Here is a 20,000-nt window from a genome sequence, read left to right on the forward strand (position 1 = left end):
CCCAGACCGGCCAGAGGAGACGCGGGATGACCGCACCAGATATGTCCCGCGTTCACTGGCGCAAGAGCAGCCGCAGCAGCGCCAGCGGGTCAGACTGCGTCGAGGTGGCCACGCTGGCCGGCAGCACGATCGGCGTACGGGACTCGAAGGACCCACACGGCCCGGCTCTGCTCTTCCCCACCGGAGCTTGGACGGCGTTCCTCACCACGGTGTCCAGCCGCTGACCCGGCCGGTCAGCCTTCCGCTACGACGCCCGTGCCCGCCGACCGCCCGTACGTCTTCCTCGACGTCGACGGAGTGCTGATTCCCCTCGCCGCTCGCGCGACCAGCCGGTCACCTTCGCCCCACCGTGCGGCTCATCTTGACTCGATCGGCAATCCGCTGCTGGCGCGGGTCGATCCGGAGGACGGCCGCCGGCTGCTGGCACTCGATTGCCAACTCGTCTGGGCGACCACCTGGATTGACGAGGCGAACGAGGTCGTCGCACCACTGCTCGGCCTGCCGGAACTGCCGGTCGTTGCATGGCCGGACTCCGACGACGAGCCCCCGCGCGGCATGCACTGGAAGACGCCGTTCCTCACCAGCTGGGCGGCCGGACACGCCTTCGTCTGGCTCGACGACGAGATCACCGACCTGGACCGACACTGGGTGTCCGCGCACCACCCAGGCAAGGCCCTGCTGCACCGCGTCGACCCGCATCTCGGCCTCACCGACGCCGAATTATCCACCGTCGGCCAGTGGCTCGCGGCCTGACTGCAGCAGTGCCGCGTCGATGTGAGGCTGAAACACGCTACGAGCGCGTCGTGAGGTATCTCAGCCTCACATCGATGAAGCGCTCCAGCCCTCGCCATGATCACTTAATGCTCTGCTGGGAGAATGTCGGCGTGTCGCCCAGCAGAGCGTCAAGTGATCATGGCGAGCCACAGTACGCCGAACGCCGTGCCGCCTGGGCGAACGCGGTCACCTCGCCGGAGCTGTTCACCGTCGCTGCTGTCCTCGTTGGCCGGGTCGTCGGCTGCGCGGCGACCCGGGCGTTCTGGCAGCTGGACAAGCCGCCCACCCATCTCGACGGGCCGGCACCGGAGCAGTTCTCCTGGGAGTTCGAACGGTTCTGCACCCTGGCGCTGCAGGGCAACCCGACCGTCCTGGAGGTGCTCTGGTCCCCGCTGGTCGAGACGTTGCGCGAGGATGGCGAGGAGTTGCTGGCCACCCGGCAGGCGTTCCTGTCGACCCGGCTGGCCCAGACGTACGGCGGCTACGCCCGCGACCAGCTCGACCGGGTGACGGCCCGCCGCGAACGCACCGGCGAGACCAACCACAAGCAGACCATGCACATGATCCGGCTGCTGACCGCCGGCGCGCACGTACTGCGCACGGGGCAGGTCCTGGTCGACGTGGGACCGTTGCGGGACCGGCTGCTCGCCCTCCGGCGCGGCGAGCTGCCGTGGGCGGCGGTCACCCGCTGGGCGGCGGACCTGCTGGCCGAGCTCGACAACGCGGCGGCACGCACCGCACTGCCGGAACAACCCGACCGGGCCGCCGTCGACCGGCTGCTCATCGCCGTACGGGAAAGGAACCTGGGTTGACTGTCGACGTGCCGCCACGGGCGCAGGATGACAGCCAGGGCTACCGGGCCGCCGCCGCAACTGGCAGAGTCTGCGTCAACATGACGTCGCTCGACCTCTGCTCCGACAGTCTGGACGGGCTTTCCGTCGGTGATGCCCTCGGCGCCCAGTTCTTCGTCCCCGGCACCAGCCTTGCCGCGTTGCTCGACGGGGACCCACCGGCCGGGCCGTGGCCCTGGACCGACGACACCGAGATGGCCTGCTCGATCGTCGCCGAGCTGCGGGAGCACGACGGCATCGACCAGGACCGTCTGGCGGCCCGGTTCGCCGAGCACTTCGAGCCGTACCGTGGCTATGGTGCCGGCGCGGTGGTCCTGCTGCGCCAGGTACGCCAGGGCGTCGCCTGGCGGGACGCGGCCGGCGCGGCGTTCGACGGCCAGGGATCGATGGGCAACGGCGCGGCGATGCGGGTCGCCCCGCTCGGCGCGTTCCACGCGGGCGACAACCGTACCGCCGCTTTGCAGGCCTGGCGGTCGGCGGAGGTCACCCACGCCCACCCGGAAGCCATCATGGGCGCGGTGGCGGTCGCCGTCGCGGCGGCCGAAGCCGGCTGGTCCCGGCTGACCCGGTCCCGGCCAGAGCCGGCCGAGCTGCTCGACGTGGTGCTGGCCCACCTGATCGACGGCCGACTGCGGGCAGGGATCGTCCGGGCCAGACGGTTGCTGGGGGTCAGCGTCGCCGAGGCGGCGTACGAGTTGGGCAACGGGTCGCAGGTGCTGGCCTTCGACACCGTTCCGTTCGCGCTGTGGGTCGCCGCGACCCGGCTCGACGACTATCCGGCGGCGATCCACGCCTGCGTCGAGGCCGGCGGTGACGTCGACACGACCGCGGCGATCGTCGGCGGCGTCGTGGCCGCGTACACCGGCTCCGGACCCGGCGGAATTCCGGCGCGGTGGCTGGCCCGCCGCGAACCACTTCCCGACCACGTACGCCGATGACGTCCCTGCCTGCCATGCAGCGATCAGCGGATCCGGCTGACACGGCGGTCAACAACATCGTCCTCGTCACCGGCGAGGAGGGCGCCGGAAAGTCGACGATCCTGCGTGCGCTGCTCCCCTGCACGACTGACGGCACGCGGGTCGACGCCGAGGACATCGGGCAGACCAACCCGTGCCCGATGGACGACGGGTTCTTCGATCTGCTCCGCCGCAACATCGCAGCTCTGGTGACAAACTTCTGGGCTGCCGGCTATGTCAATGTCCTCACCGGCAGCTTCCTGCGCGACTACGACGACTATCGGGCGTTCCAGCAACTCCTGCCGCCTCAGACGGCGGTGTTCCTGGTCGAGTTGCTGGTCGACCGAGCCGTACGCGACCAGCGCCGGCTCACCCGGGCGAAGCGGACGACACAGCGATGGCGTGACCGGGTCGATCTGATCCCGGAAGATCGGACCATCCGCGAGGCTCTCGATGCCGACTACCGCTACATCGGCATCGACACGACAACATCGGACGTTGCCGAGACTGTACGGCGGATCATGGATGAAATCCCGGAGATCTACGTCCCGCCGATGCGGTGTCGACCGGCTCAGTAGTGGTCGGACCGAACCAGAACCTGGCTACCTCATCGCGTCGAGATCAGGGGTCAGGCTGGGCTGACCAGTTGGATGAGGTTGCCGCAGGTGTCGTCGAGTACCGCGCCGACGAACGGGCCCATCGGCGTGGGGGTCTGGATGAAGGTGACCCCGTCGGCCTGCAGCACCCGGTAGGCCTCCTCGACGTCGTCCACGGCGAACGATGCCGCCGGGATTCCCTGCTCGGCGAGCGACTGCTTGTACGCCTGGGCGGCCGGGTTCTCGTCGGGCTCCAGCAGCAGTTCGACGCCGTCCGGGGCGTCGGCACCGACCACGGTGAGCCACCGGTGTTCCCCGACCGGGAAATCGGTCTTGGGGACGAAGCCGAGCTTGTCGGTGTAGAAGGCGAGCGCCTTGGCCTGGTCGTCGACGAAGACGCTGGTGATGTAGATGCGGGCTTTCATGGGTTCTCCATATCGCTGAGCGGCCACCGCTCGATGATCGAGCGCAGCGGCCGGGTGTCGAGGTAGTGGAGTTTGGTGCGGCCGACCCGTTCGCAACGGACGAGCCCGGCCTCCTCCAGCACGGCCAGGTGCTGCGAGATCGCCTGCCGGGTGGAGGTGGTGCCGTGCTCGGTGAGCAGGCGGGTGCAGATCTCGAACAGGCTCATCCCGCCCTTGCCGGCGAGCTCGTCCATGATCCGTCGCCGGGTCGGGTCGGCAAGTGCCCGGTAGAGGACCGTCACCCGCCCCACAATAGGCAAGTCTGTACTTGCATATCAAGTCCCACCTCCGGAAAACTGGGAAAGCGGTGGCCGTGAAACGCGTCGAGGTGAGGCCGATCCACGTCACATCGATGCGTGACCTGGATCAGCCTCACCTCATGGCTGGTGACAGCCGTCAGATCGCGGTGAAGGTGATCGTGGCGACGTAGGTGCCGGCGGCGACGTCGGTCGGTGCCTCGATACGCAGGCCGGCGCCGAGCTCACTGGTGCCCCGGGCACCGGCGGCACCGATCGCGAGCGGGCTGCTGTCCAGCAGGCCCCGGCCGGCGTCGAAGGCCGGAGCGATGCTCGCCCCCGCCGTCACGGCACCCGCGCCGGGCTGCGACACCACGCGCGGAGTCCAGCCGAGGAACCGACCGGACAGCGTCTGCGTACCGGCGACGAAGTCGCTGACCTGGCCGGACGCGGTCCAGCCCGGTGCCGATGCCCGAGCGTCGGTGACCCGTACCGGCCGCAGTTCACCGGTCGACACCCAGCGGTCGGCCTCGGCGCTGAGCGCGAAGTCGCTCATCAGCACCTGGTCGTCGGCGTCGACGCTGATCACCAGGGTGCCGTCCGGCACCGCGGCGATGATCTCCTGACTGGTCGCGCCGACCCCTCCGCCGTGATCGTCCACGGCGAGGGTGACCGGTGCCGACGGCCCGTACGCGGTCTGCCCGGTGGGTGTCACCACCGCGACGCTGAGCTCGCGACTGTGGTGCCCGGCGGTGACGGTGAACGAGTACTCGCGGCCGGTCGCCCCCGGGATCGGGGAGGCCTCGGCCGCGTCCGGTGCCTTCTCGAACCACTGGTAGCCGGTCAGCACCGTGTCGGCGGACACGTCGGCGGTGAAGGTCGCGACGTCGCCGACGGCCACCGACGTCTCGCCGGTGACGGTCACCTGCTGGCGCGGCGCCGCACCGTGGTCGTCGACGTGGATCGTCACCGGCTCGGCGACCATCGGCTCGGTGCCCTCGACACCGAAGGTCAGGGTGGCCCGGACCTCGACCCCGTCGAGCGCCTGCTCGGCGACGACGGAGTGCGTCAGACCGGACGCGCCGGGCAGGGTCGTCCACTCGTCACTGCCGGGCCAGCGCCACTGCCAGTCGACCGTGTCACCGTCGGCCAGCGGTGGGTCGGCCAGCAGCTGAAGGTTGATCGGGCTGCCCTGGTGGTAGTGGTCGCTGAGTCCGTTGAAGAAGAACAGCTGCGTCGACGGGTCCGCGTCGGACACGACGATCTTCGTGCCCGTCTGCCCGGCGTACACCTCGGTCGAGCCGTAGTCCCAGACCGCGGCGAGGGTCAGCTGGTGATTGTCGAGGTCGAGGGTGACCGGCAGCTCGATGGACAGTGCCGCGGCGTCGGCCCCCTCCTGCAGGGTCGTGCCCTGGTACGTGGTGAGGTCCAGCAGGACCCAACGGTAGAGCAGGCCCTCCTTGGCCGGGTAGACGGTGCCGGCGGCCCGCAGCGTCTGACCCACCCGGTAGACCCCCTGGATGCCTTCGACCAGCACCTCCCGGGCGCGGATGTCGACCGGCAGCGGCGCGGACTGGGCGACAACGAGACCGTCACGGACCACCTGCAGCGCCCACTCGCCACTGGTGTTGGCGTACGTCGGCTGCGCCCGGTAGGTGGTGGCGTCGACCTGGCTCACGTCGGTGCGCGGCGACCACGGGGAGCCGAACCGCTCGACGAACCGCAGGCTCTCGTCGGCGGCGAGTTCCCGGCCGCCCACCCGGAGCAGCACGTCGTCGCCGAGGTACAGCGGGTCGGTCGCAACGAAGCCGAGGGACAGTGGCTCCACCATGGACTGTACCCGGATCGGCACCCAGCTGGTCGTGGCCAGCGTCGTGCTGCCGGCGCGCAGCCGGACCCGTATCTCGTACCCGTCGTGGGCGACGTCGACACGCTGCTCGACGATGCCCTGCGCCGCCTGCCCACCGGTGCCGGTGAAGACGTACCCGTTGCTTGTCGCGCCGACCGGACGGATCGCCCAGCGGAAGTCCTGCCCCTCGGCGAGGGTGGCGCCGACCACCCGGGCCTGGAGCAGGTCGCCGGGCCGGTAGCTTTCGGCGATGCCGACGATACCGAATTCCACCCCGGAGTCGTCGGTGACGGTGACCTCCAGCGACGCAGAGGTGGAACCTGCGGCGAGGTTGCCGACCGCCGGTACGAAGGACGCGGTGAGCGAGTGTGCCCCGACCGCCAGGTCCGGTACGACGAACTCGGCCGATCCGCCGTCGACCGGCGCGTGGCCGAGCACGGTGGCACCGTCGCGGAACTCCACGTACCCGTCGGTCTCCGCAGGCGTCACCGTCCCGGTGAGGGTGACCGGCTCGCCGACGGTCAGCGCGGTCGTCGACGCCGTCAGTGCGGTGGAGGTGGCCACGACCTCCGGCAGGTCACCGACCACGAAGGTGTAGGTGGCGGTGGCGGCCATCGGGGTGGCGCCGGCGGTGGCCGTGGCGGTCACGGTGAGCCGGTAGGTGCCGGCGGCGGTGAACGCCCAGTTGGCGTGCATGTGGGTCCGGCCGACGCTGAACGTCTTGTGGTCCTCGTCGGAGGACCACAGGCGGGTCGGAGTGCCGAACGACCCGGTGCGGAACAGCTCGATGTCGCCGGGGCCGTCGAACCCGCTCAGTGTGAAGGTCGTCTGGTCGCCGGCGACCGCGCCGGCCGGCACCGACTCGGTAGAGAAGCCGGGCCAGAGCTGCCCGCCGCCCGGGTTCGATTCCGGCGCGATCCAGACCTGCTCGCCGGCGGCGGCGATGAACTCGTAGCCGGCGGGGACAGGGCTGGCCGCGTCGTCGTCGATGTGGAACCAGACGTCGTCGGCGGCGAACCGGGTGCCGGTGCCTTCGGCGACGTCCGCCTTGGTGCCGAGGGCGAGGACGCCGTCGTCCAGGAAGGTCGAAATCGCGTCGGTGTGGATGTCCTGCAGTACGCGGTACTGCTGCGGCGCGGGTGCCGGGCCGGGTGCGGCGGCGGCCTGCGTGGTGGGGAGCAGCAACGCGCCGGCCGATACGGCGGCGGCGACGGCGACGGCCCCGGCAGCCAGTCGTACCGCTGGGCGCTGAAGTCGCCCAGCCTGTCGATGTATGAGCGAGCGTCTCGGTTTCATGATCAATCCCTTCTCCGAGCGCAGCCTATAGTTAACGAAAATCATTCTCAATAGGCGTTACTGTGCTGCTCAACTCAGAGATCGGGACGCGATGGCGCGCAGCGAAGGCACCGAGCCGTCAGGTGTCCGAGCCGTCAGGTGTCCGAGCCGTCGTCGGTCGCGGTGGCGGTCGTCGACAACGCGGCGGCGAGCGTGGTCGCGGCGCTCAGCCGCGCACCCAGGCCCGCCAACCGTGGCCAGCCGTCGACCACGACCTGCAGGGCCCGCCCCTCGATCCGGATCGGACGGTCGGCCCAGCCGCGCAGGTCACGTAGCTGGTACAGGGCACTACGCACCGGCCCGGTCAGCGCCCGCCCGACGGCGTCCGGATCATCGTGCGGCAGGACGGTGAACCTACGCAGGAACTGGGCGTCGTCGTCAGGCAACGAAACAGCCGGCCGACGCGGCGGAAAGCGGCCGGAACGGAAGCTGATCCCCATCGCCGGCAGCGGCTCGTCCAGTTGGTCGAGCCCGACGAGCAGTGCGACGTACCGCAACGACACCTCGTCGTGCTGGTAGTCGCACCAGATCAGCGCCACTTGGTGCCCGTCGTGCGTACCGACCAGGGCACAGCGGCGCTTCTCGTCCGGGATGACGGTGGCGAGCCCCCGCCAGGTCAGCTCCGCTGGCGGGTCGGACTCGACCCAGCCGCTTCGCCCGGCTTCGCGCAGCAGGTCGGCGCGCAGGGCGTCGATCTCCGACTCCTCGGCCCGCCGTTGGGCGGCCACCATGACCCAGATGAGCGCCCCGGCCACCGCGGTGGCCGCAGCCGAGATCGCCACGACACCCAGGAACACCGCACTGTCCGACATGAATCCATCATATAGACGACCGTCGAGAATGAGTCACAGCTCGTAGTGGTCGGCAAGCCGTCGGCGGATGCCTTCGACGTACGGTGCGATCTCGGCATCGATCCGCGCGGCGTCGGCTTCGCTGAGCACGACGCGGGGCGCCTGCGGCGGACGACCGGAGAGCACCTGGTGCCGACGCCCCGGCGCGGAGTGGCTGGCCAGCAGCGAGGCGTCGGTACGGATGCTCAACTGCCGCAGCAGCGGTAACCGCTCCTGGTGGCGCTCCCGGGCCCGCATGACATCCGTACGCCACTGACGCAGCGCGCCACCGACGTTGCCGGTCGGGGCCAGGTACGGCACGAGCAGGGGAAGCTGGGCCAGGACGTCCAGCAGCGCCAGGGCTCCGGTCGTACCGGCCGCTCGCGCCGCGATCAGGTCAGACCGCAACTCCACCCGGCGCCGGTCGTGCGCGTCTACGACGTTGAGTCCGAGATGGGCGATGAACAGCAGCCAGCAGAGCGCCCCGGCGACGAGCTGCCAGACGGTGTAGAACAGCGCGTAGACGCCGTCGACGTCCCGGTCGTGGGCGTCGCCCGCCGGCGGCTGCACGGCCACCGCCATTACGCCGAAGGTGCTGGTCGCCGGCTGGGTGAGCAGGATACGCCGGGAGTCCTGGTGCAGCAGGTGGCCGAGTTCGTGGCCGAGCAGCGCCACCAGTTCCGGGCCCCGCAGCGCGACGAGCAACGGCGTACCGATGGTCAGGATCCGGGTCCGGCGGAAGCCGACCACCGCGACCGAGGCGTTCCAGTCCTCATCGAGCGCGACAATGTGCGGGCGGGGCGCTCCGCACCGGTCGGCGACCTCGTTGATCAGCGCGTGCAGCGTCGGCGCCTGAGCAGGGTCCAGCCGGTGCCGACCGCGCAGGGTCCGTCGCACGCTGGACAGCCGGGGGCGCAGCCCGTAGCCGACGGCCATCAGCACCACCCCGAGCAGGATCGCCGGGAAGAACCCACTGGTGAACACCAGCCACAGGCCGGCGGCCCACAGGGCGAGGGTGAGCAGCACGATGATCACCGACACGGCGCAGAGGAACAGGTGACCGGTTCCGGGCCCGCCCACCGGTTCCGCGACGGACCGTTCGGCGAGCCACCGGTCGGCGCGCAGGCCCGCCCGGCGGTCGATCCTGGTGACCGACCGAACCAGCCAGCCGCCGTCGACCGGCCCGATGTCGTCCAGGTTCCGCTCACACCGTTGACACCACGGTCGGAGACCATCGACCGTCACCAGGGCAATCTGGCACCGTGGGCACAGGGTCCCGTCCACAGCTACCGCGACCGGCCCCACGCCTGCGCGTCCCGGCCCAGCAGGGCGAGCAGCTGGGTCTGGCGGTCCGGGTCCGCCCCGAGCTGCGGTGCCGGCGCGAAGTATCCCGGCGGCAGGGCGCCCGCCACCGGTTCGATGAACGCGTGGGCGGCTTCGACCAGCACCGGGTCGAGGGTGGCGTCGACGCCGATCGCCTGGGCCAGATCCCAGCTGTGCACCAGGTTGTCGTTGAAACACAGCCCGGCCAGCCGTCGGCCGCGCATGTCGCCGACCGGATGGTGGACGACGGCGTCGAGCACTCCGGGGCGGGCGAACGCCTCGACCGCGACGTCGACCGAGTGGCGTACCGCCGCGAGTGGATCGCCGCCCAGCACGTCGAAGTCCGGCCGGGCGATGTCGAGCCGGCCGAGTTCGGCCAGCGGGATGCCGGCGAGCACCGGGACCACCGCGAGGTTGCCGCGGACCACGTGGTCCACCAGCGCCCGTACGTCCCATTCGGAGCACGGCGTCGGGGCGCTCCACTGGTCGTCGCCGACCTGGGCGACGAGGTCGCAGAAGTGCCGGCTGGCCTGTTCGTAGCGGACGACGAAATCGGTACGCAAGAGGTCCCTCCGCGGCAGTCCCGGACCGGACTCCGCAGCCTACCCGCCGCCTGTTCCAGATCGTCCAGCCGCCTGGTGCGCCTCCTCGCCGGTCAGGAACCGCTGGACGGACCGGGTGTAGCCGATGGGGATGTGCCCGGTGTCGGGCAGCAGGACGACGGTCGCCTGCGGCAGCAGTCGGCGCACCCGGCGAGCGGTCTGCCGGGCATCCAGCAGCCGGTCCTTCGCTCCGGCGACGACCAGCAACGGCACGTCGAGACGGCGCAGTCGGTCGTCGCTGAAGATCGGCAGCCGGTCGCCTCGTCGCCGGTAGCTCCGCTGGATGAGCAGCAGGAAATCGGCCAGCTCCGCCGACTCGGGCAGCTGCCTGACATCGGACGCCGCCGGGGGCGGGCCGAGTACGAGTCGGACGGCCGCGCGCCGACCCCATTCGCCGAACGGTAGGAAGAAGAGCGACCCGATCACCGCACCGTTCTTCTGCCGGCCGATACCGCCGGGTACGAGCAACGCGAGCCGGGTGATCCGCTGCGGTCGGCGCAGCGCGTAGTCGAGCGCCAGCCAGCCGCCCAGCGAGGCACCGACGAACGCCGCCTGGCCGATGTCGAACGCGGCCAGCACGTCGTCGAGCCACTCGGCGTAGCAGCCGGAGGTGAGCGGCGGCCGTGCCGGTGCGCTGAGCCCAGGTTCACCGATCACGTCGACGGCGTACACCCGGTGGGTCTGCGCCCAGGTCTCGATGTCGCCGATCCACGCCGCCGAGTTGAAGCTGCCGCCGTGTAGCGCGACGACCGGCGGGGCGTCCCGGGGACCGCTGACGACGACGAACGTGTCGCCGTACCGGGTGGGGACTGTCGACTCGGTCGCCGGCACCGGCCAGCGCCGCAGAAGTGTCCGGTACCGCTGCTCGACGGCACGGCGGGCGTCCACGGACCGGTAGATCGCGTTCATCGCCGACCTCGCGGGTGTGGGTCGACGCAACTCAGGAGATCCATGCCGTCAAACTACCTCTCCACTCCCTATAATCCAAATATCTGATCATCATAGGTAACGATAGGGACAACGAGCATGGCGGCAGCATCCCGCAGCGACGCATCGAGGTGCCGACGCGTGCCAGGATGTGGCGGTGTCGTACGCCCCTCACCCCGGCCACCCGCCGGTCCCCGGCCCGGTGTCCCTGCTGGTCGCCTACCCGCATCCGATCCCGCCGCCGCCGGGCTGCGCCGTGCTGGTGGTCTCGGTCAACCGGGGCCCGTACCTGGTGCCCGCGACGGCCGCCGGCCGGTTCAAGATCGACGGCCGCGACGTCCCGATCCCGCACGAGGGCACCTGGCACGTGGCGGTGCCCGCCGGGCAGCACGACGTCCGGTACACCGATTTCATGGGCCTGCCGGTGATCACCACGACGGTCGTCGCGCACCCCGGCGCGGCGCATCCACTGTCGTTCCGGTTCGGCGGCTGGCGCAACCGGGTGCACGACGGGTACGGCACCGACGTGACGAGGTTCGGCATGTGGTCGAACTATCTGATCGCGCTGGTCACGCTGGTCGTCGTCGGGGTGCTGTGCTGCGGCGGGTTCGGGCTCGTCGCCGCGCTGTCCGGGTCGTCCTGACCGCCGACGCGAGCAAGCCCGCGTCGGACAGATCGGACAGCTACGGGAACCGGCTCCGCTGCGTACGCGTCCAATCGCTGTACAGATTCCGATGCCCCTCGCCAAGGAGGAGGTGGCCATGCAGGAGCATCGCAGGTACGCCGTACGGTTCGCGCTCGTCTCGCTCGTCCTGGCGCTCGCCACCGCCGGTTGCGCGGGCACCGGCACCGGCAACCCGCAACCGGCACCGGAGGAGGGTACGACGATGGAGCCAGCACCGGAGGCCAGTGCCGACGCCCTCGGCTGCGGGCAGCCGTTGCGCATCCCGGACGACGCGGCACTGACCGTCGACGGGCAGTTCCCCTCGACCGTGTCCGGCACCGACCGGGACGTCACCGGCACCGTCGAGGTCACCAGCCACCGCGCCGTCCGGGGCGTGGTGAGCCCGCGGGCCGAGGTGTTCCTGGTCCAGCAGGGCCGGATCGCGGCGGTCCCGGTGGCCCAGGACCTGATGGGCGTTCAGTGGGATCTCGCCGCCGGCGACGTCGAACAGCTGCCCGGCGACGTACCGCTGGTCTCGTGCGAGCCGGCCGGCGGGCCGGTACCGGCCGGCGACTACGAGCTGTACGCGCGGGTGGCGATCGCGCCGGACGACGGCACCGAACGGCTGGTGTCCTACGGCGGCCCGTGGCCGCTGCAGGTCACCTGAGGACGCGACCGAGGGCCGGACGAGGCTGGGCCGGGGACCGCTGGATGGTCCCCGGCCCTTTCATCTGTCGACGTGAACGTCGGTGCCGTGTCGGTGTGGTTGTCGGTCAGCCGGTGACGATGCTGACGCCGTACGCGGCCGCGACGTCGATGTAGCGTTCCGCGTAGCTCGTGACGCCGTTGCCGGCGATCACGTTGCCCCGGATCCAGGCACCACCCGAGGAGTCCTTCACGTAGAACGGGCTGCCCGAGTCGCCGCCGGCCGGCTGCGTACCGCCGGTGAAGACGATCACCGGCGACTTGCAGCCGGTGGAGGTGCAGACCTGACCGGTGATGCTGGTCGCGGTGTGTCCACAGTGCTCACCGGTGGTGCGGCCACTGTGGCAGTAGTCGGTGAAGCCGACGTACGCGGTGCCGGCCGCCACCACCGGGGCGCTGGAGGTACTGGTCACGCCGCCGGTGAAGATCCGTCCCGAGTAGGACCGGCCGCCGACCAGCTCCATGTCCTGGGCGTGGCCGCTGACCGTGGGCAGCCGCCGGTTCGACACGACGCCGTACGGGTTGGCCCCCGACTCGGTCAGCACGTTGATGCCGTTGGCGAAGCAGTGTCCGGCGGTGACCGAGAAGCGTGTGCCGGCACCGTTCTGTACGGCGTACCCGGCCGAGCACCAGGCCACCCCGGCGGTCTGGGTGATGCCGCCACCGCCCCAGTACGGCTGGATGTCGTCGCGACGGTGCCAGAAGTCGCTGATGGTGGACCGGTTCACCTGCACGGCGTTGGCCGCCTGCAGCTGTCCTGCGGTCGTGCCGGTCGGCTTCGTCAGCGCCGCCACCACGTCGGCGGGCGCGTCGGTGTCGACGACGATCCGGCCGGTGGTCGCGTCGAGGTAGCTGCCGAAGGTGTACTTCGTGCCTTGGGTGGCGACGTAGTCGGCGATCCGTCGCTGAATGACCGCCAGGGTCGCCGTCGCGCCGGCCGGGGCGGCGACGGCGGCGCGGGCGCCGCGATCGGGCGCACGCCGCTCGTCGACCTGGGCCAGCGCCCCACGGGTGACCTGCTTGGCCTCCTCGGGGGCGGCGGACGCCGCAGCGCCGCCGAGCACCGTCAGCGCGACGGTTGCCGCGGCAACGGCACCGACGAGCGCCCTCGTTCTCTTGTACATGCGTTCCTCCATCGAGATTTTTTCGTGGCCGACTGCCACGACCCCACCCATGAGAAATCACAGCGAATAAGATCGATAGCTTTATGTCGTCGTTGTGACAATCGGAACGACCGACCATTTTTGACAAATCAACGACTCGCGCGGGCCGATCGGAAAACAATTCAATTTCACGATTTGTCGGCGACAGCGGACACCGGCCGGCCGGACTGGGCCAGGCTGGGCGGATCCGACCGGGACGTGGCACCATCGCGCAGGTGACCAGCGGCATCGCCGAGTCGCGCCGGCTGCGCGACCTCGCCCTCCTGCGCCGGGTCCGGGACCGGATCGACCGCGAGTACGCCCGACCACTCAACGTCGAGGCGCTGGCCCGGGGCGTGCACATGTCCGCCGGTCACCTCAGCCGGGAGTTCCGGGCGGCGTACGGGGAGTCGCCGTACTCGTATCTGATGACCCGCCGGGTCGAACGGGCGATGGCGCTGCTGCGACGCGGCGACATGACCGTCACCGATGTCTGTTTCGCCGTGGGTTGTTCCTCGCTCGGCACGTTCACCACCCGGTTCACCGAATTGGTGGGTATGCCGCCGGGTGCGTACCGCAGACAGGCCGCCGACGCCACCGTAGGGATCCCGTCCTGCGTGGCCAAGCAGGTGACCCGGCCGGTCAGGAATCCGTCACCGGTCAGGAATCAAGAAGTCCGGCCGGGCGGCCCGGCACCAGCGCCATCGTGCTTCACCCGCCGGCGGTCGACCCGGGGATCACCGACGACGAACGGCGCGTCGTCGCCGAGATGATGGCCAAGGGCACCTATGCCGGCATCCTGCTGGCCACCGACGACCTCGACGGCGCCTTCGAACGGCTACAGTCGGCCGACGCCGACATCGTCCAGGAGCCGACCGAGCAGCCGTACGGAGTCCGCGACTGCGCGGTCCGCGATCCCGCCGGCAATCTGATCCGTATCCAGCAACGCCGTTGATCCGTATCCAGCAGCGCAGTTGACCAGGGAGTCACATTGAACGAGGGCCCGACGCCGACCGTGCCGCACGTCGCCGACCGGCACGACATGATCCGGGTGCACGGTGCCCGGGAGAACAACCTGCGCAACATCGACGTCGAGCTGCCGAAACGACGGCTGACCGTGTTCACCGGGGTCTCCGGCTCGGGCAAGAGTTCCCTGGTGTTCGGCACGATCGCCGCCGAATCACAGCGGTTGATCAACGAGACGTACAGCGCCTTCGTGCAGGGTTTCATGCCGACACAGTCCCGACCCGACGTCGACGTGCTCGACGGGCTGACCACCGCGATCATCGTCGACCAGGAGCGGATGGGCGGCGACGCCCGCTCCACGGTCGGCACCGCGACCGACGCCAACGCGATGCTGCGGATCCTGTTCAGCCGGCTCGGTCAACCGCAGATCGGCCCGCCCGGCGCCTTCTCCTTCAACGTCGCGTCGGTGCGGGGCAGCGGCGCGGTCACCGTCGACCGGGGCCCGAACAGCAAGGCGGTGAAGGCGACGTACAGCCGGCTCGGCGGCATGTGCCCGCGCTGTGAGGGCCGGGGCTCGGTCACCGATTTCGACCTAACCGCGCTCTACGACGACAGCAAGTCGATCAACGAGGGTGCGTTGACCATCCCCGGTTTCAGCACCGAGGGCTGGTACGCCCGGATCTACGCCGGCAGCGGCTTCCTCGACCCGGACAAGCCGATCAGCCGGTTCACCAAGAAGGAACTCGACGCGCTGCTGTACAAGGAGCCGACCCGGATCAAGGTCGACAACATCAACGTGACGTACGAAGGGCTGATCCCCCGGATCCAGAAGTCGTTCCTGGCCAAGGACGTCGACGCGATGCAGCCGCACATCCGGGCCTTCGTCGAGCGGGCGATCACCTTCACCACCTGTCCGGACTGCGACGGCACCCGGCTGACCGAGGCCGCCCGGTCGTCGAAGATCGGCGGGATCAGCATCGCCGACGCCTGCCGGATGCAGATCAGCGACCTCGCCGAGTGGGTGGCGGGCCTGTCCGAACCTTCGGTCGCGCCGCTGCTGGCGTCGCTGCGGCACACCCTCGACTCGTTCGTCGAGATCGGCCTCGGCTACCTCAGCCTCGACCGCCCGTCCGGCACCCTCTCCGGCGGCGAGGCGCAGCGCACCAAGATGATCCGCCATCTCGGCTCGTCACTGACCGACGTCACGTACGTCTTCGACGAGCCGACGATCGGGCTGCACCCGCACGACATCGCCCGGATGAACGACCTGCTGCTGCGGCTTCGGGACAAGGGCAACACGGTGCTCGTCGTGGAGCACAAGCCGGAGACGATCGCGATCGCCGACCACGTCGTCGACCTCGGGCCCGGGGCCGGCACCGCCGGCGGCCAGGTGGTGTTCGAGGGGACCGTCGACGGGCTGCGGGCCAGCGGTACGCTCACCGGCCGCCACCTCGACGACCGGGCCACGCTCAAGGAGAAGGTCCGGATCCCGACCGGCACGCTGGCGGTACGCGGTGCGACGGCGAACAATCTGCGCGATGTCGACGTCGACATCCCGCTCGGCGTACTGGTCGTGGTGACCGGGGTCGCCGGGTCGGGCAAGAGTTCCCTGATCCACGGTTCGATCCCGCCGGGTGAGGGCGTGGTGTCGATCGACCAGGCGGCGATCCGGGGCTCCCGGCGCAGCAACCCGGCGACGTACACCGGTCTGCTCGATCCGATCCGTAAGGCGTTCGCCAAGGCCAACGGGGTGAAGCCGGCGTTGTTCAGCGCCAACTCCGAAGGGGCCTGCCCGACCTGCAACGGCGCCGGGGTCATCTACACCGACCTGGCGATGATGGCCGGGGTCGCGTCGGTCTGCGAGGACTGCGAGGGCCGCCGGTTCCAGGCGGCGGTCCTGGAGTACCGGCTCGGTGGCCGCGACATCAGCGAGGTGCTGGCGATGTCGGTGACGCAGGCCGAGGAGTTCTTCGCCGACGGCGAGGCCCGTACGCCGGCCGCGCACGCCGTGCTGCGCCGGCTCGCCGACGTCGGGCTCGGCTATCTCAGCCTCGGCCAGCCGTTGACCACGCTGTCCGGCGGCGAGCGGCAGCGGTTGAAGCTGGCCACCCACATGGCGGCCAAGGGCGGCGTGTACGTCCTCGACGAGCCGACCACCGGCCTGCACCTGGCCGACGTCGAGCAGTTGCTCGGCCTGCTGGACCGGCTCGTCGACTCCGGCAAGTCGGTGATCGTCATCGAGCACCACCAGGCGGTGATGGCACACGCCGACTGGATCATCGATCTCGGTCCGGGTGCCGGTCACGACGGTGGCCGGATCGTCTTCGAGGGCACCCCGGCGGATCTTGTCGAAGCCCGCTCGACGCTCACCGGCGAACACCTCGCGGCCTACGTCGGCCGGTGAGGGACCGCTCGCCTGGCAACGTCGCTCCGGTAGGTTCGATCTTCGACAGGCAGGCCGGGTGATGTGGAGTACGAGTTGGCGCGACCGTTCCGTCCCGTGACATCGCCACCGCCGGTGGAGATCGAGGAGCTCTTTCCCGAGTTGCGGGAGCATGCGGCGACCGCGACCCGGCTGCACCCCCGGCCAGGTGATCCGGGAGTCGACGACAGCTCGATCGGCGGGCCGCTGCGCTGGCCGGCCGGCGAGCCGTGGCCACACTGTACCGACCAGGACCACTACGTCGACCAGCTGTTGACGCCCGACACGGTCCGCCGGACACGCCGGGTCTACGCGGCGGCGAAGGCCCGCGCGGCGGCCACCGGGCAGAAGTACACGTTGACCGAGGCCGAGCAGGCCGAGGTGCCGGAGTTCGACTACACCGAGCCGTTGGCGCTGGCGAAGCGGCCGATCGCGTTGGTGCCGGTGGCCCAGCTGTTCCGACGGGACGTCCCGGACCTCGACTGGCCGGCGCAGGCCGACCTGCTCCAGGTGCTCTGGTGCCCGCTGGATCACCCGGACGCCGGCTACAACCCGCGGGTCGAGCTGCGTTGGCGGCGGATCGCCGACATCGACGGCCAGCTCGACCCGGTGCCGGAGCCGACCGTGGTGAACGAGAACTACCTGCCGACACCGTGCGTGGTGCACCCCGAGCCGGTCCGGGAGCACCAGTACGTCGATCTGCTGCCGGAAAACCTCAAGAAGCGGCTGTACGCCTGGGAGAAGCAGTCCGGTCTGCGGTACCAGAACGACTTCTCGCTCGCACCGGGCTGGAAGGTCGGCGGTTTCGCCAACTGGTCGCTGTCGGACTGGCAGCCGGTCGACTGCACGACATGCGGCACACCGATGACGTTGCTGCTCACCGCAGACTCGGGTGAGCGCACCGGCAGCCAGCGGTGGCGGGCCACCGGCGAGGAGGCCGGCGCGCCGATGAACCCGGTCGACGTGCTCATCGGTCGGGGTTACTCGTTGTACGTCTTCGTCTGCCCGACGTCGGCGGCGCATCCGGCCGCGACCGCGATGCAGTGAGCTCAGCGCACCACCTCGGCGGCGTCGACTCCCCCGGGCACGCGGTCGCCCGACGCGACGACCGGGGCCGGGTCACGGTCACCGTCACCCTGGACAGCTGACCCACCTCCCTGGCCCTGCCGGGCTGCCCCACCGCCGCCGAGCAGGCCGCGCCGGCGGGCCCACCGCTCGAAGACGAGCGTGGCGAACGGCGGCACCGCGCAGACCAGCGCGACGATGGTGACCGGCACCCGCCACCGGTGCACCCAGGCCACGGCCAGCGTGAGCAATCCGTACGCGGCGAAGAGCGCCCCGTGGATCGGCCCGAAGATCTGGACGCCGAGTTCGTTGCCGGGCGGGCCGTACTTGACCGCCATCCCGACCAGCAGACCGGCCCAGGAGAATGCCTCGGCGATCGCCGTCACGACGAACAGTCGGGTCACCTTCTCGCGCATTTCGCCGATGCTAGCCGCACCGTTGACCTCAACCAGGGTGGAGGTGCTCTGCTGTGCGGCATGAAACCCGGGACCTGGCCACGGCGCAGCAGGTCGCCGACGCGATCAACCGTCGCGGGCCCGGTCACGCGGAGGCGCTGCGCTGTGACCTGGCCGATCCTGCCTCCGTACGGCGGTTCGCCGCCGCCGTGGCCGACCGGACCGACCGGCTCGACGTGCTGATCAACAACGCGGCCGGCTACCTCGACGGCGAGGACCTCGGTGCCGGATCCGACGACGACATCACCACCGTGATCGCCGGCGGGGCGACCGGCACCGTGCTGCTGACCAAGCATCTGCTGCCGTTGCTGCGCCGGTCGACCCGCCCGGACATCGTCCTGATGGTGTCCGCCTGCGGTGAACCGGGACATCACCGCTCCGGCGCCCACCCGGCGTTCTACGCCGCCAAGCACGCCCAGGCCGGCTTCGCCGGCATACTGTCGCACCGGCTGCGGCAGCAGGGTATCCGGGTGATCGCCCTCTATCCGCCGGATTTCGTCCAGGACGGCCCCCGGCGGGCCGACGGCGAGCTCACCGCCCGGTCGGTCGTCGACTGCGTGCTGTTCGCGGTCGACGAGCCACGGGACTGCTTCATCCGCGAGTTCCACTTCGAGCAGGTGCGGTCGGTGCCGCCGGATCAGGCGGGAAGCTGATCCGCCACTTCGTCCGGGGCGCGCATCCGCCAGGCATCGGTGACCAGCTCGGCGAGCCGGTCGACGTCGACCCGCTCCAGCCGCAGCATCACCAGCGGCAGCCCGTCGTAGCCGGGGGTGGTGAAGAACAGCTCCGGCTCGCCCAGCAGCAGCGCCTGTTTCTCGGCCTCGTCGCCCACGTAGAGCACCGCGACATCGGTCCGGATGACCCGGGGCCGGCCCGGCAGGCGCTCCGGATAGGACCAGATGAAACCCTTGCCGCCGACCCGGAAGTCGAAACCGTCGCTGTCGATCTCGACCACCTGCGGCAACGCCGTCGCCAGCCGGCGGACGTCGTCGGCGTCTGCCATCGCCACCTCCCGCCGGACAGGTTAGCGGGCCCGTCCGACAGACGGCCGAGGTCGCCGGGTCGCCACGACGAACACCCGCCGGAACGGGAAGAAGACCAGGCCGTCGCGGATCGGGTACCGGCTCGCCAGCTCCTGCCCCAGCAGTTGGCGGAACGTCGCCCACTCGGCGTCACCGAGCGCGGTGCGCACCGGCCGCGCCGCCGTTCCTTCGACCCAGGCCAGCACCGGGTGCGCCGCCGGGTCGTCGTCGGCGGCGGGCAGCAGATGCAGGTACGTGGTCTCCCACGCGTCCACCAGGCAATCTGAGCGCAGCAGCCGCGCCGCGTACCCGGCGGGGTCGCGCACCACGTCGCCGCCCCGGATCGTGGGCAGCCGGTCGCGCCACCTCGGGTCCGCCGCCACTGCGCGGATCGCCTGGTGCGACGGGGCGTCGAAGTTGCCGGGCACCGCGAAGGCGAGCACGGCGCCCGGCGGCAGCCGGTCCGCCCACCGGGTCAGCAGTGCGGGATGTCCGGGTACCCACTGGAGCACGGCGTTGCAGACCACCAGGTCGAGGTCCGGCTCAGGGTTCCAGTCGACCACGTCGGCGACGTCGAAGCGCACCGGGGATCCGAGCGCGCGGGCGGCGGCGATCATCTCGGCGGAGGAGTCGAGGCCGGTCACCGTGGCGGCGGGCCAGCGCTCCAGCAGGCGTACGGTCAGGGTGCCCGGGCCGCAGCCGAGGTCGACGACGGTGCCCGGGTCGTCGACGGCGATCCTGGCCAGCAGGTCGTCGAAGGGGCGCGCGCGATGGTCGGTGAAGCGCAGGTAGGCGGCCGGGTCCCACATCGCGACC

General features: G+C 70.6%; 20 protein-coding genes and 3 pseudogenes. 12 read left to right on the forward strand and 11 right to left on the reverse strand.

What is annotated here, in order from left to right; genetic code table 11:
• The first annotated feature begins 26 nt into the window (after window positions 1-26).
• The 5 genes from ACN28F_RS10320 to ACN28F_RS10340 all read left to right on the forward strand — a co-directional run bounded on the left by ACN28F_RS10320 (window position 27) and on the right by ACN28F_RS10340 (window position 3,159).
• Window positions 27-224, forward strand: a complete 198-nt coding sequence (locus tag ACN28F_RS10320; RefSeq protein ID WP_421357562.1) for a DUF397 domain-containing protein — start codon at window positions 27-29, stop codon at window positions 222-224.
• A gap of 31 nt (window positions 225-255) precedes the next feature.
• Window positions 256-753 (forward strand): HAD domain-containing protein, encoded by a 498-nt coding sequence (locus ACN28F_RS10325; RefSeq protein WP_421357563.1) that lies wholly within the window; start codon window positions 256-258, stop codon window positions 751-753.
• A gap of 221 nt (window positions 754-974) precedes the next feature.
• Window positions 975-1,586, forward strand: a complete 612-nt coding sequence (locus ACN28F_RS10330) for a nucleotidyltransferase domain-containing protein (RefSeq protein WP_281555434.1) — start codon at window positions 975-977, stop codon at window positions 1,584-1,586.
• An 80-nt stretch (window positions 1,587-1,666) separates the two neighbouring features.
• Complete coding sequence (locus ACN28F_RS10335) at window positions 1,667-2,563, forward strand: ADP-ribosylglycohydrolase family protein (RefSeq protein ID WP_421361335.1); 897 nt, start codon at window positions 1,667-1,669, stop codon at window positions 2,561-2,563.
• On the forward strand, window positions 2,518-3,159 hold the full coding sequence (locus ACN28F_RS10340; protein ID WP_421357564.1) for a hypothetical protein: 642 nt from the start codon (window positions 2,518-2,520) through the stop codon (window positions 3,157-3,159). The genes ACN28F_RS10335 and ACN28F_RS10340 overlap by 46 nt, the downstream gene beginning before the upstream one ends.
• 50 nt (window positions 3,160-3,209) lie before the next feature.
• Here ACN28F_RS10340 and ACN28F_RS10345 read toward each other — a convergent pair whose 3' ends face one another.
• The 7 genes from ACN28F_RS10345 to ACN28F_RS10375 form a co-directional block, all read right to left on the reverse strand.
• A complete protein-coding gene (locus ACN28F_RS10345; protein WP_421357565.1) occupies window positions 3,210-3,602 on the reverse strand; it encodes a VOC family protein in 393 nt (130 codons plus the stop codon).
• Complete coding sequence (locus ACN28F_RS10350; protein ID WP_421357566.1) at window positions 3,599-3,883, reverse strand: ArsR/SmtB family transcription factor; 285 nt, start codon at window positions 3,881-3,883, stop codon at window positions 3,599-3,601. Before ACN28F_RS10350 ends, ACN28F_RS10345 begins: the two co-directional genes overlap by 4 nt.
• 154 nt (window positions 3,884-4,037) lie before the next feature.
• Window positions 4,038-7,022: a choice-of-anchor M domain-containing protein gene (locus ACN28F_RS10355; protein ID WP_421357567.1), complete on the reverse strand. Its 2,985-nt coding sequence runs from the start codon at window positions 7,020-7,022 to the stop codon at window positions 4,038-4,040.
• Window positions 7,023-7,156: 134 nt separating this feature from the next.
• On the reverse strand, window positions 7,157-7,873 hold the full coding sequence (locus tag ACN28F_RS10360; protein WP_421357568.1) for a hypothetical protein: 717 nt from the start codon (window positions 7,871-7,873) through the stop codon (window positions 7,157-7,159).
• A gap of 33 nt (window positions 7,874-7,906) precedes the next feature.
• Entirely contained in the window at window positions 7,907-9,136 is a 1,230-nt protein-coding gene (locus ACN28F_RS10365) for a M48 family metallopeptidase (RefSeq protein ID WP_421357569.1), read from the reverse strand.
• 41 nt (window positions 9,137-9,177) lie between these two features.
• The gene (locus ACN28F_RS10370) at window positions 9,178-9,777 is read right to left on the reverse strand and encodes a TIGR03086 family metal-binding protein (RefSeq protein ID WP_289207824.1); all 600 of its coding nucleotides are present in this window, start codon (window positions 9,775-9,777) and stop codon (window positions 9,178-9,180) included.
• Between the two features lie 39 nt (window positions 9,778-9,816).
• The gene (locus ACN28F_RS10375) at window positions 9,817-10,725 is read right to left on the reverse strand and encodes an alpha/beta fold hydrolase (RefSeq protein WP_289207825.1); all 909 of its coding nucleotides are present in this window, start codon (window positions 10,723-10,725) and stop codon (window positions 9,817-9,819) included.
• Window positions 10,726-10,900: 175 nt separating this feature from the next.
• Here ACN28F_RS10375 and ACN28F_RS10380 point away from each other — a divergent pair, with 175 nt between their 5' ends.
• Complete coding sequence (locus ACN28F_RS10380) at window positions 10,901-11,386, forward strand: hypothetical protein (protein WP_421357570.1); 486 nt, start codon at window positions 10,901-10,903, stop codon at window positions 11,384-11,386.
• Between the two features lie 118 nt (window positions 11,387-11,504).
• On the forward strand, window positions 11,505-12,074 hold the full coding sequence (locus ACN28F_RS10385; protein WP_289207827.1) for a hypothetical protein: 570 nt from the start codon (window positions 11,505-11,507) through the stop codon (window positions 12,072-12,074).
• 106 nt (window positions 12,075-12,180) lie between these two features.
• On the opposite strand, the gene ACN28F_RS10390 is transcribed toward ACN28F_RS10385, so the two are convergent.
• A complete protein-coding gene (locus tag ACN28F_RS10390; RefSeq protein ID WP_421357571.1) occupies window positions 12,181-13,236 on the reverse strand; it encodes a hypothetical protein in 1,056 nt (351 codons plus the stop codon).
• Between the two features lie 254 nt (window positions 13,237-13,490).
• Here ACN28F_RS10390 and ACN28F_RS10395 point away from each other — a divergent pair.
• From ACN28F_RS10395 to ACN28F_RS10410, 4 genes and pseudogenes are all read left to right on the forward strand, one after another.
• A pseudogene (locus tag ACN28F_RS10395) lies at window positions 13,491-13,913 on the forward strand (helix-turn-helix transcriptional regulator); the annotation flags it as partial.
• 17 nt (window positions 13,914-13,930) lie between these two features.
• Window positions 13,931-14,209: pseudogene (locus tag ACN28F_RS10400) on the forward strand (VOC family protein); the annotation flags it as partial.
• Between the two features lie 87 nt (window positions 14,210-14,296).
• Complete coding sequence (locus tag ACN28F_RS10405; protein WP_421361337.1) at window positions 14,297-16,624, forward strand: ATP-binding cassette domain-containing protein; 2,328 nt, start codon at window positions 14,297-14,299, stop codon at window positions 16,622-16,624.
• Window positions 16,625-16,720: 96 nt separating this feature from the next.
• Window positions 16,721-17,689, forward strand: coding sequence for a hypothetical protein (locus ACN28F_RS10410; RefSeq protein ID WP_421357572.1), 969 nt, complete (start codon window positions 16,721-16,723; stop codon window positions 17,687-17,689).
• A 2-nt stretch (window positions 17,690-17,691) separates the two neighbouring features.
• Here ACN28F_RS10410 and ACN28F_RS10415 read toward each other — a convergent pair whose 3' ends face one another.
• Window positions 17,692-18,123, reverse strand: coding sequence for a DUF3817 domain-containing protein (locus ACN28F_RS10415; protein ID WP_421357573.1), 432 nt, complete (start codon window positions 18,121-18,123; stop codon window positions 17,692-17,694).
• 68 nt (window positions 18,124-18,191) lie between these two features.
• Between ACN28F_RS10415 and ACN28F_RS10420 the strand changes: the two are divergent.
• Window positions 18,192-18,815, forward strand: a pseudogene (locus ACN28F_RS10420) (SDR family oxidoreductase); the annotation flags it as partial.
• Here ACN28F_RS10420 and ACN28F_RS10425 read toward each other — a convergent pair.
• Entirely contained in the window at window positions 18,800-19,165 is a 366-nt protein-coding gene (locus ACN28F_RS10425) for an MmcQ/YjbR family DNA-binding protein (protein ID WP_289207834.1), read from the reverse strand. The pseudogene ACN28F_RS10420 and the gene ACN28F_RS10425 overlap by 16 nt on opposite strands.
• Before the next feature lie 21 nt (window positions 19,166-19,186).
• The gene (locus ACN28F_RS10430) at window positions 19,187-19,993 is read right to left on the reverse strand and encodes a trans-aconitate 2-methyltransferase (protein ID WP_289207835.1); all 807 of its coding nucleotides are present in this window, start codon (window positions 19,991-19,993) and stop codon (window positions 19,187-19,189) included.
• Window positions 19,994-20,000: the final 7 nt, after the last annotated feature.

Source organism: Solwaraspora sp. WMMA2101 (genome assembly GCF_049179175.1).
Lineage (GTDB): Bacteria > Actinomycetota > Actinomycetes > Mycobacteriales > Micromonosporaceae > Micromonospora_E.

What these genes read in the sequence shown, in the direction of transcription:
- ACN28F_RS10320 (WP_421357562.1), top strand. Translation starts at nt 27, where the DNA reads ATGACCGCACCAGATATGTCCCGCGTTCACTGGCGCAAGAGCAGCCGC.
- ACN28F_RS10335 (WP_421361335.1), top strand. Translation starts at nt 1,667, where the DNA reads ATGACGTCGCTCGACCTCTGCTCCGACAGTCTGGACGGGCTTTCCGTC.
- ACN28F_RS10345 (WP_421357565.1), bottom strand. Translation starts at nt 3,602, where the DNA reads ATGAAAGCCCGCATCTACATCACCAGCGTCTTCGTCGACGACCAGGCC.
- ACN28F_RS10355 (WP_421357567.1), bottom strand. Translation starts at nt 7,022, where the DNA reads ATGAAACCGAGACGCTCGCTCATACATCGACAGGCTGGGCGACTTCAG.
- ACN28F_RS10360 (WP_421357568.1), bottom strand. Translation starts at nt 7,873, where the DNA reads ATGTCGGACAGTGCGGTGTTCCTGGGTGTCGTGGCGATCTCGGCTGCG.
- ACN28F_RS10375 (WP_289207825.1), bottom strand. Translation starts at nt 10,725, where the DNA reads ATGAACGCGATCTACCGGTCCGTGGACGCCCGCCGTGCCGTCGAGCAG.
- ACN28F_RS10385 (WP_289207827.1), top strand. Translation starts at nt 11,505, where the DNA reads ATGCAGGAGCATCGCAGGTACGCCGTACGGTTCGCGCTCGTCTCGCTC.
- ACN28F_RS10390 (WP_421357571.1), bottom strand. Translation starts at nt 13,236, where the DNA reads ATGTACAAGAGAACGAGGGCGCTCGTCGGTGCCGTTGCCGCGGCAACC.
- ACN28F_RS10405 (WP_421361337.1), top strand. Translation starts at nt 14,297, where the DNA reads ATGATCCGGGTGCACGGTGCCCGGGAGAACAACCTGCGCAACATCGAC.
- ACN28F_RS10415 (WP_421357573.1), bottom strand. Translation starts at nt 18,123, where the DNA reads ATGCGCGAGAAGGTGACCCGACTGTTCGTCGTGACGGCGATCGCCGAG.
- ACN28F_RS10425 (WP_289207834.1), bottom strand. Translation starts at nt 19,165, where the DNA reads ATGGCAGACGCCGACGACGTCCGCCGGCTGGCGACGGCGTTGCCGCAG.
- ACN28F_RS10430 (WP_289207835.1), bottom strand. Translation starts at nt 19,993, where the DNA reads ATGTGGGACCCGGCCGCCTACCTGCGCTTCACCGACCATCGCGCGCGC.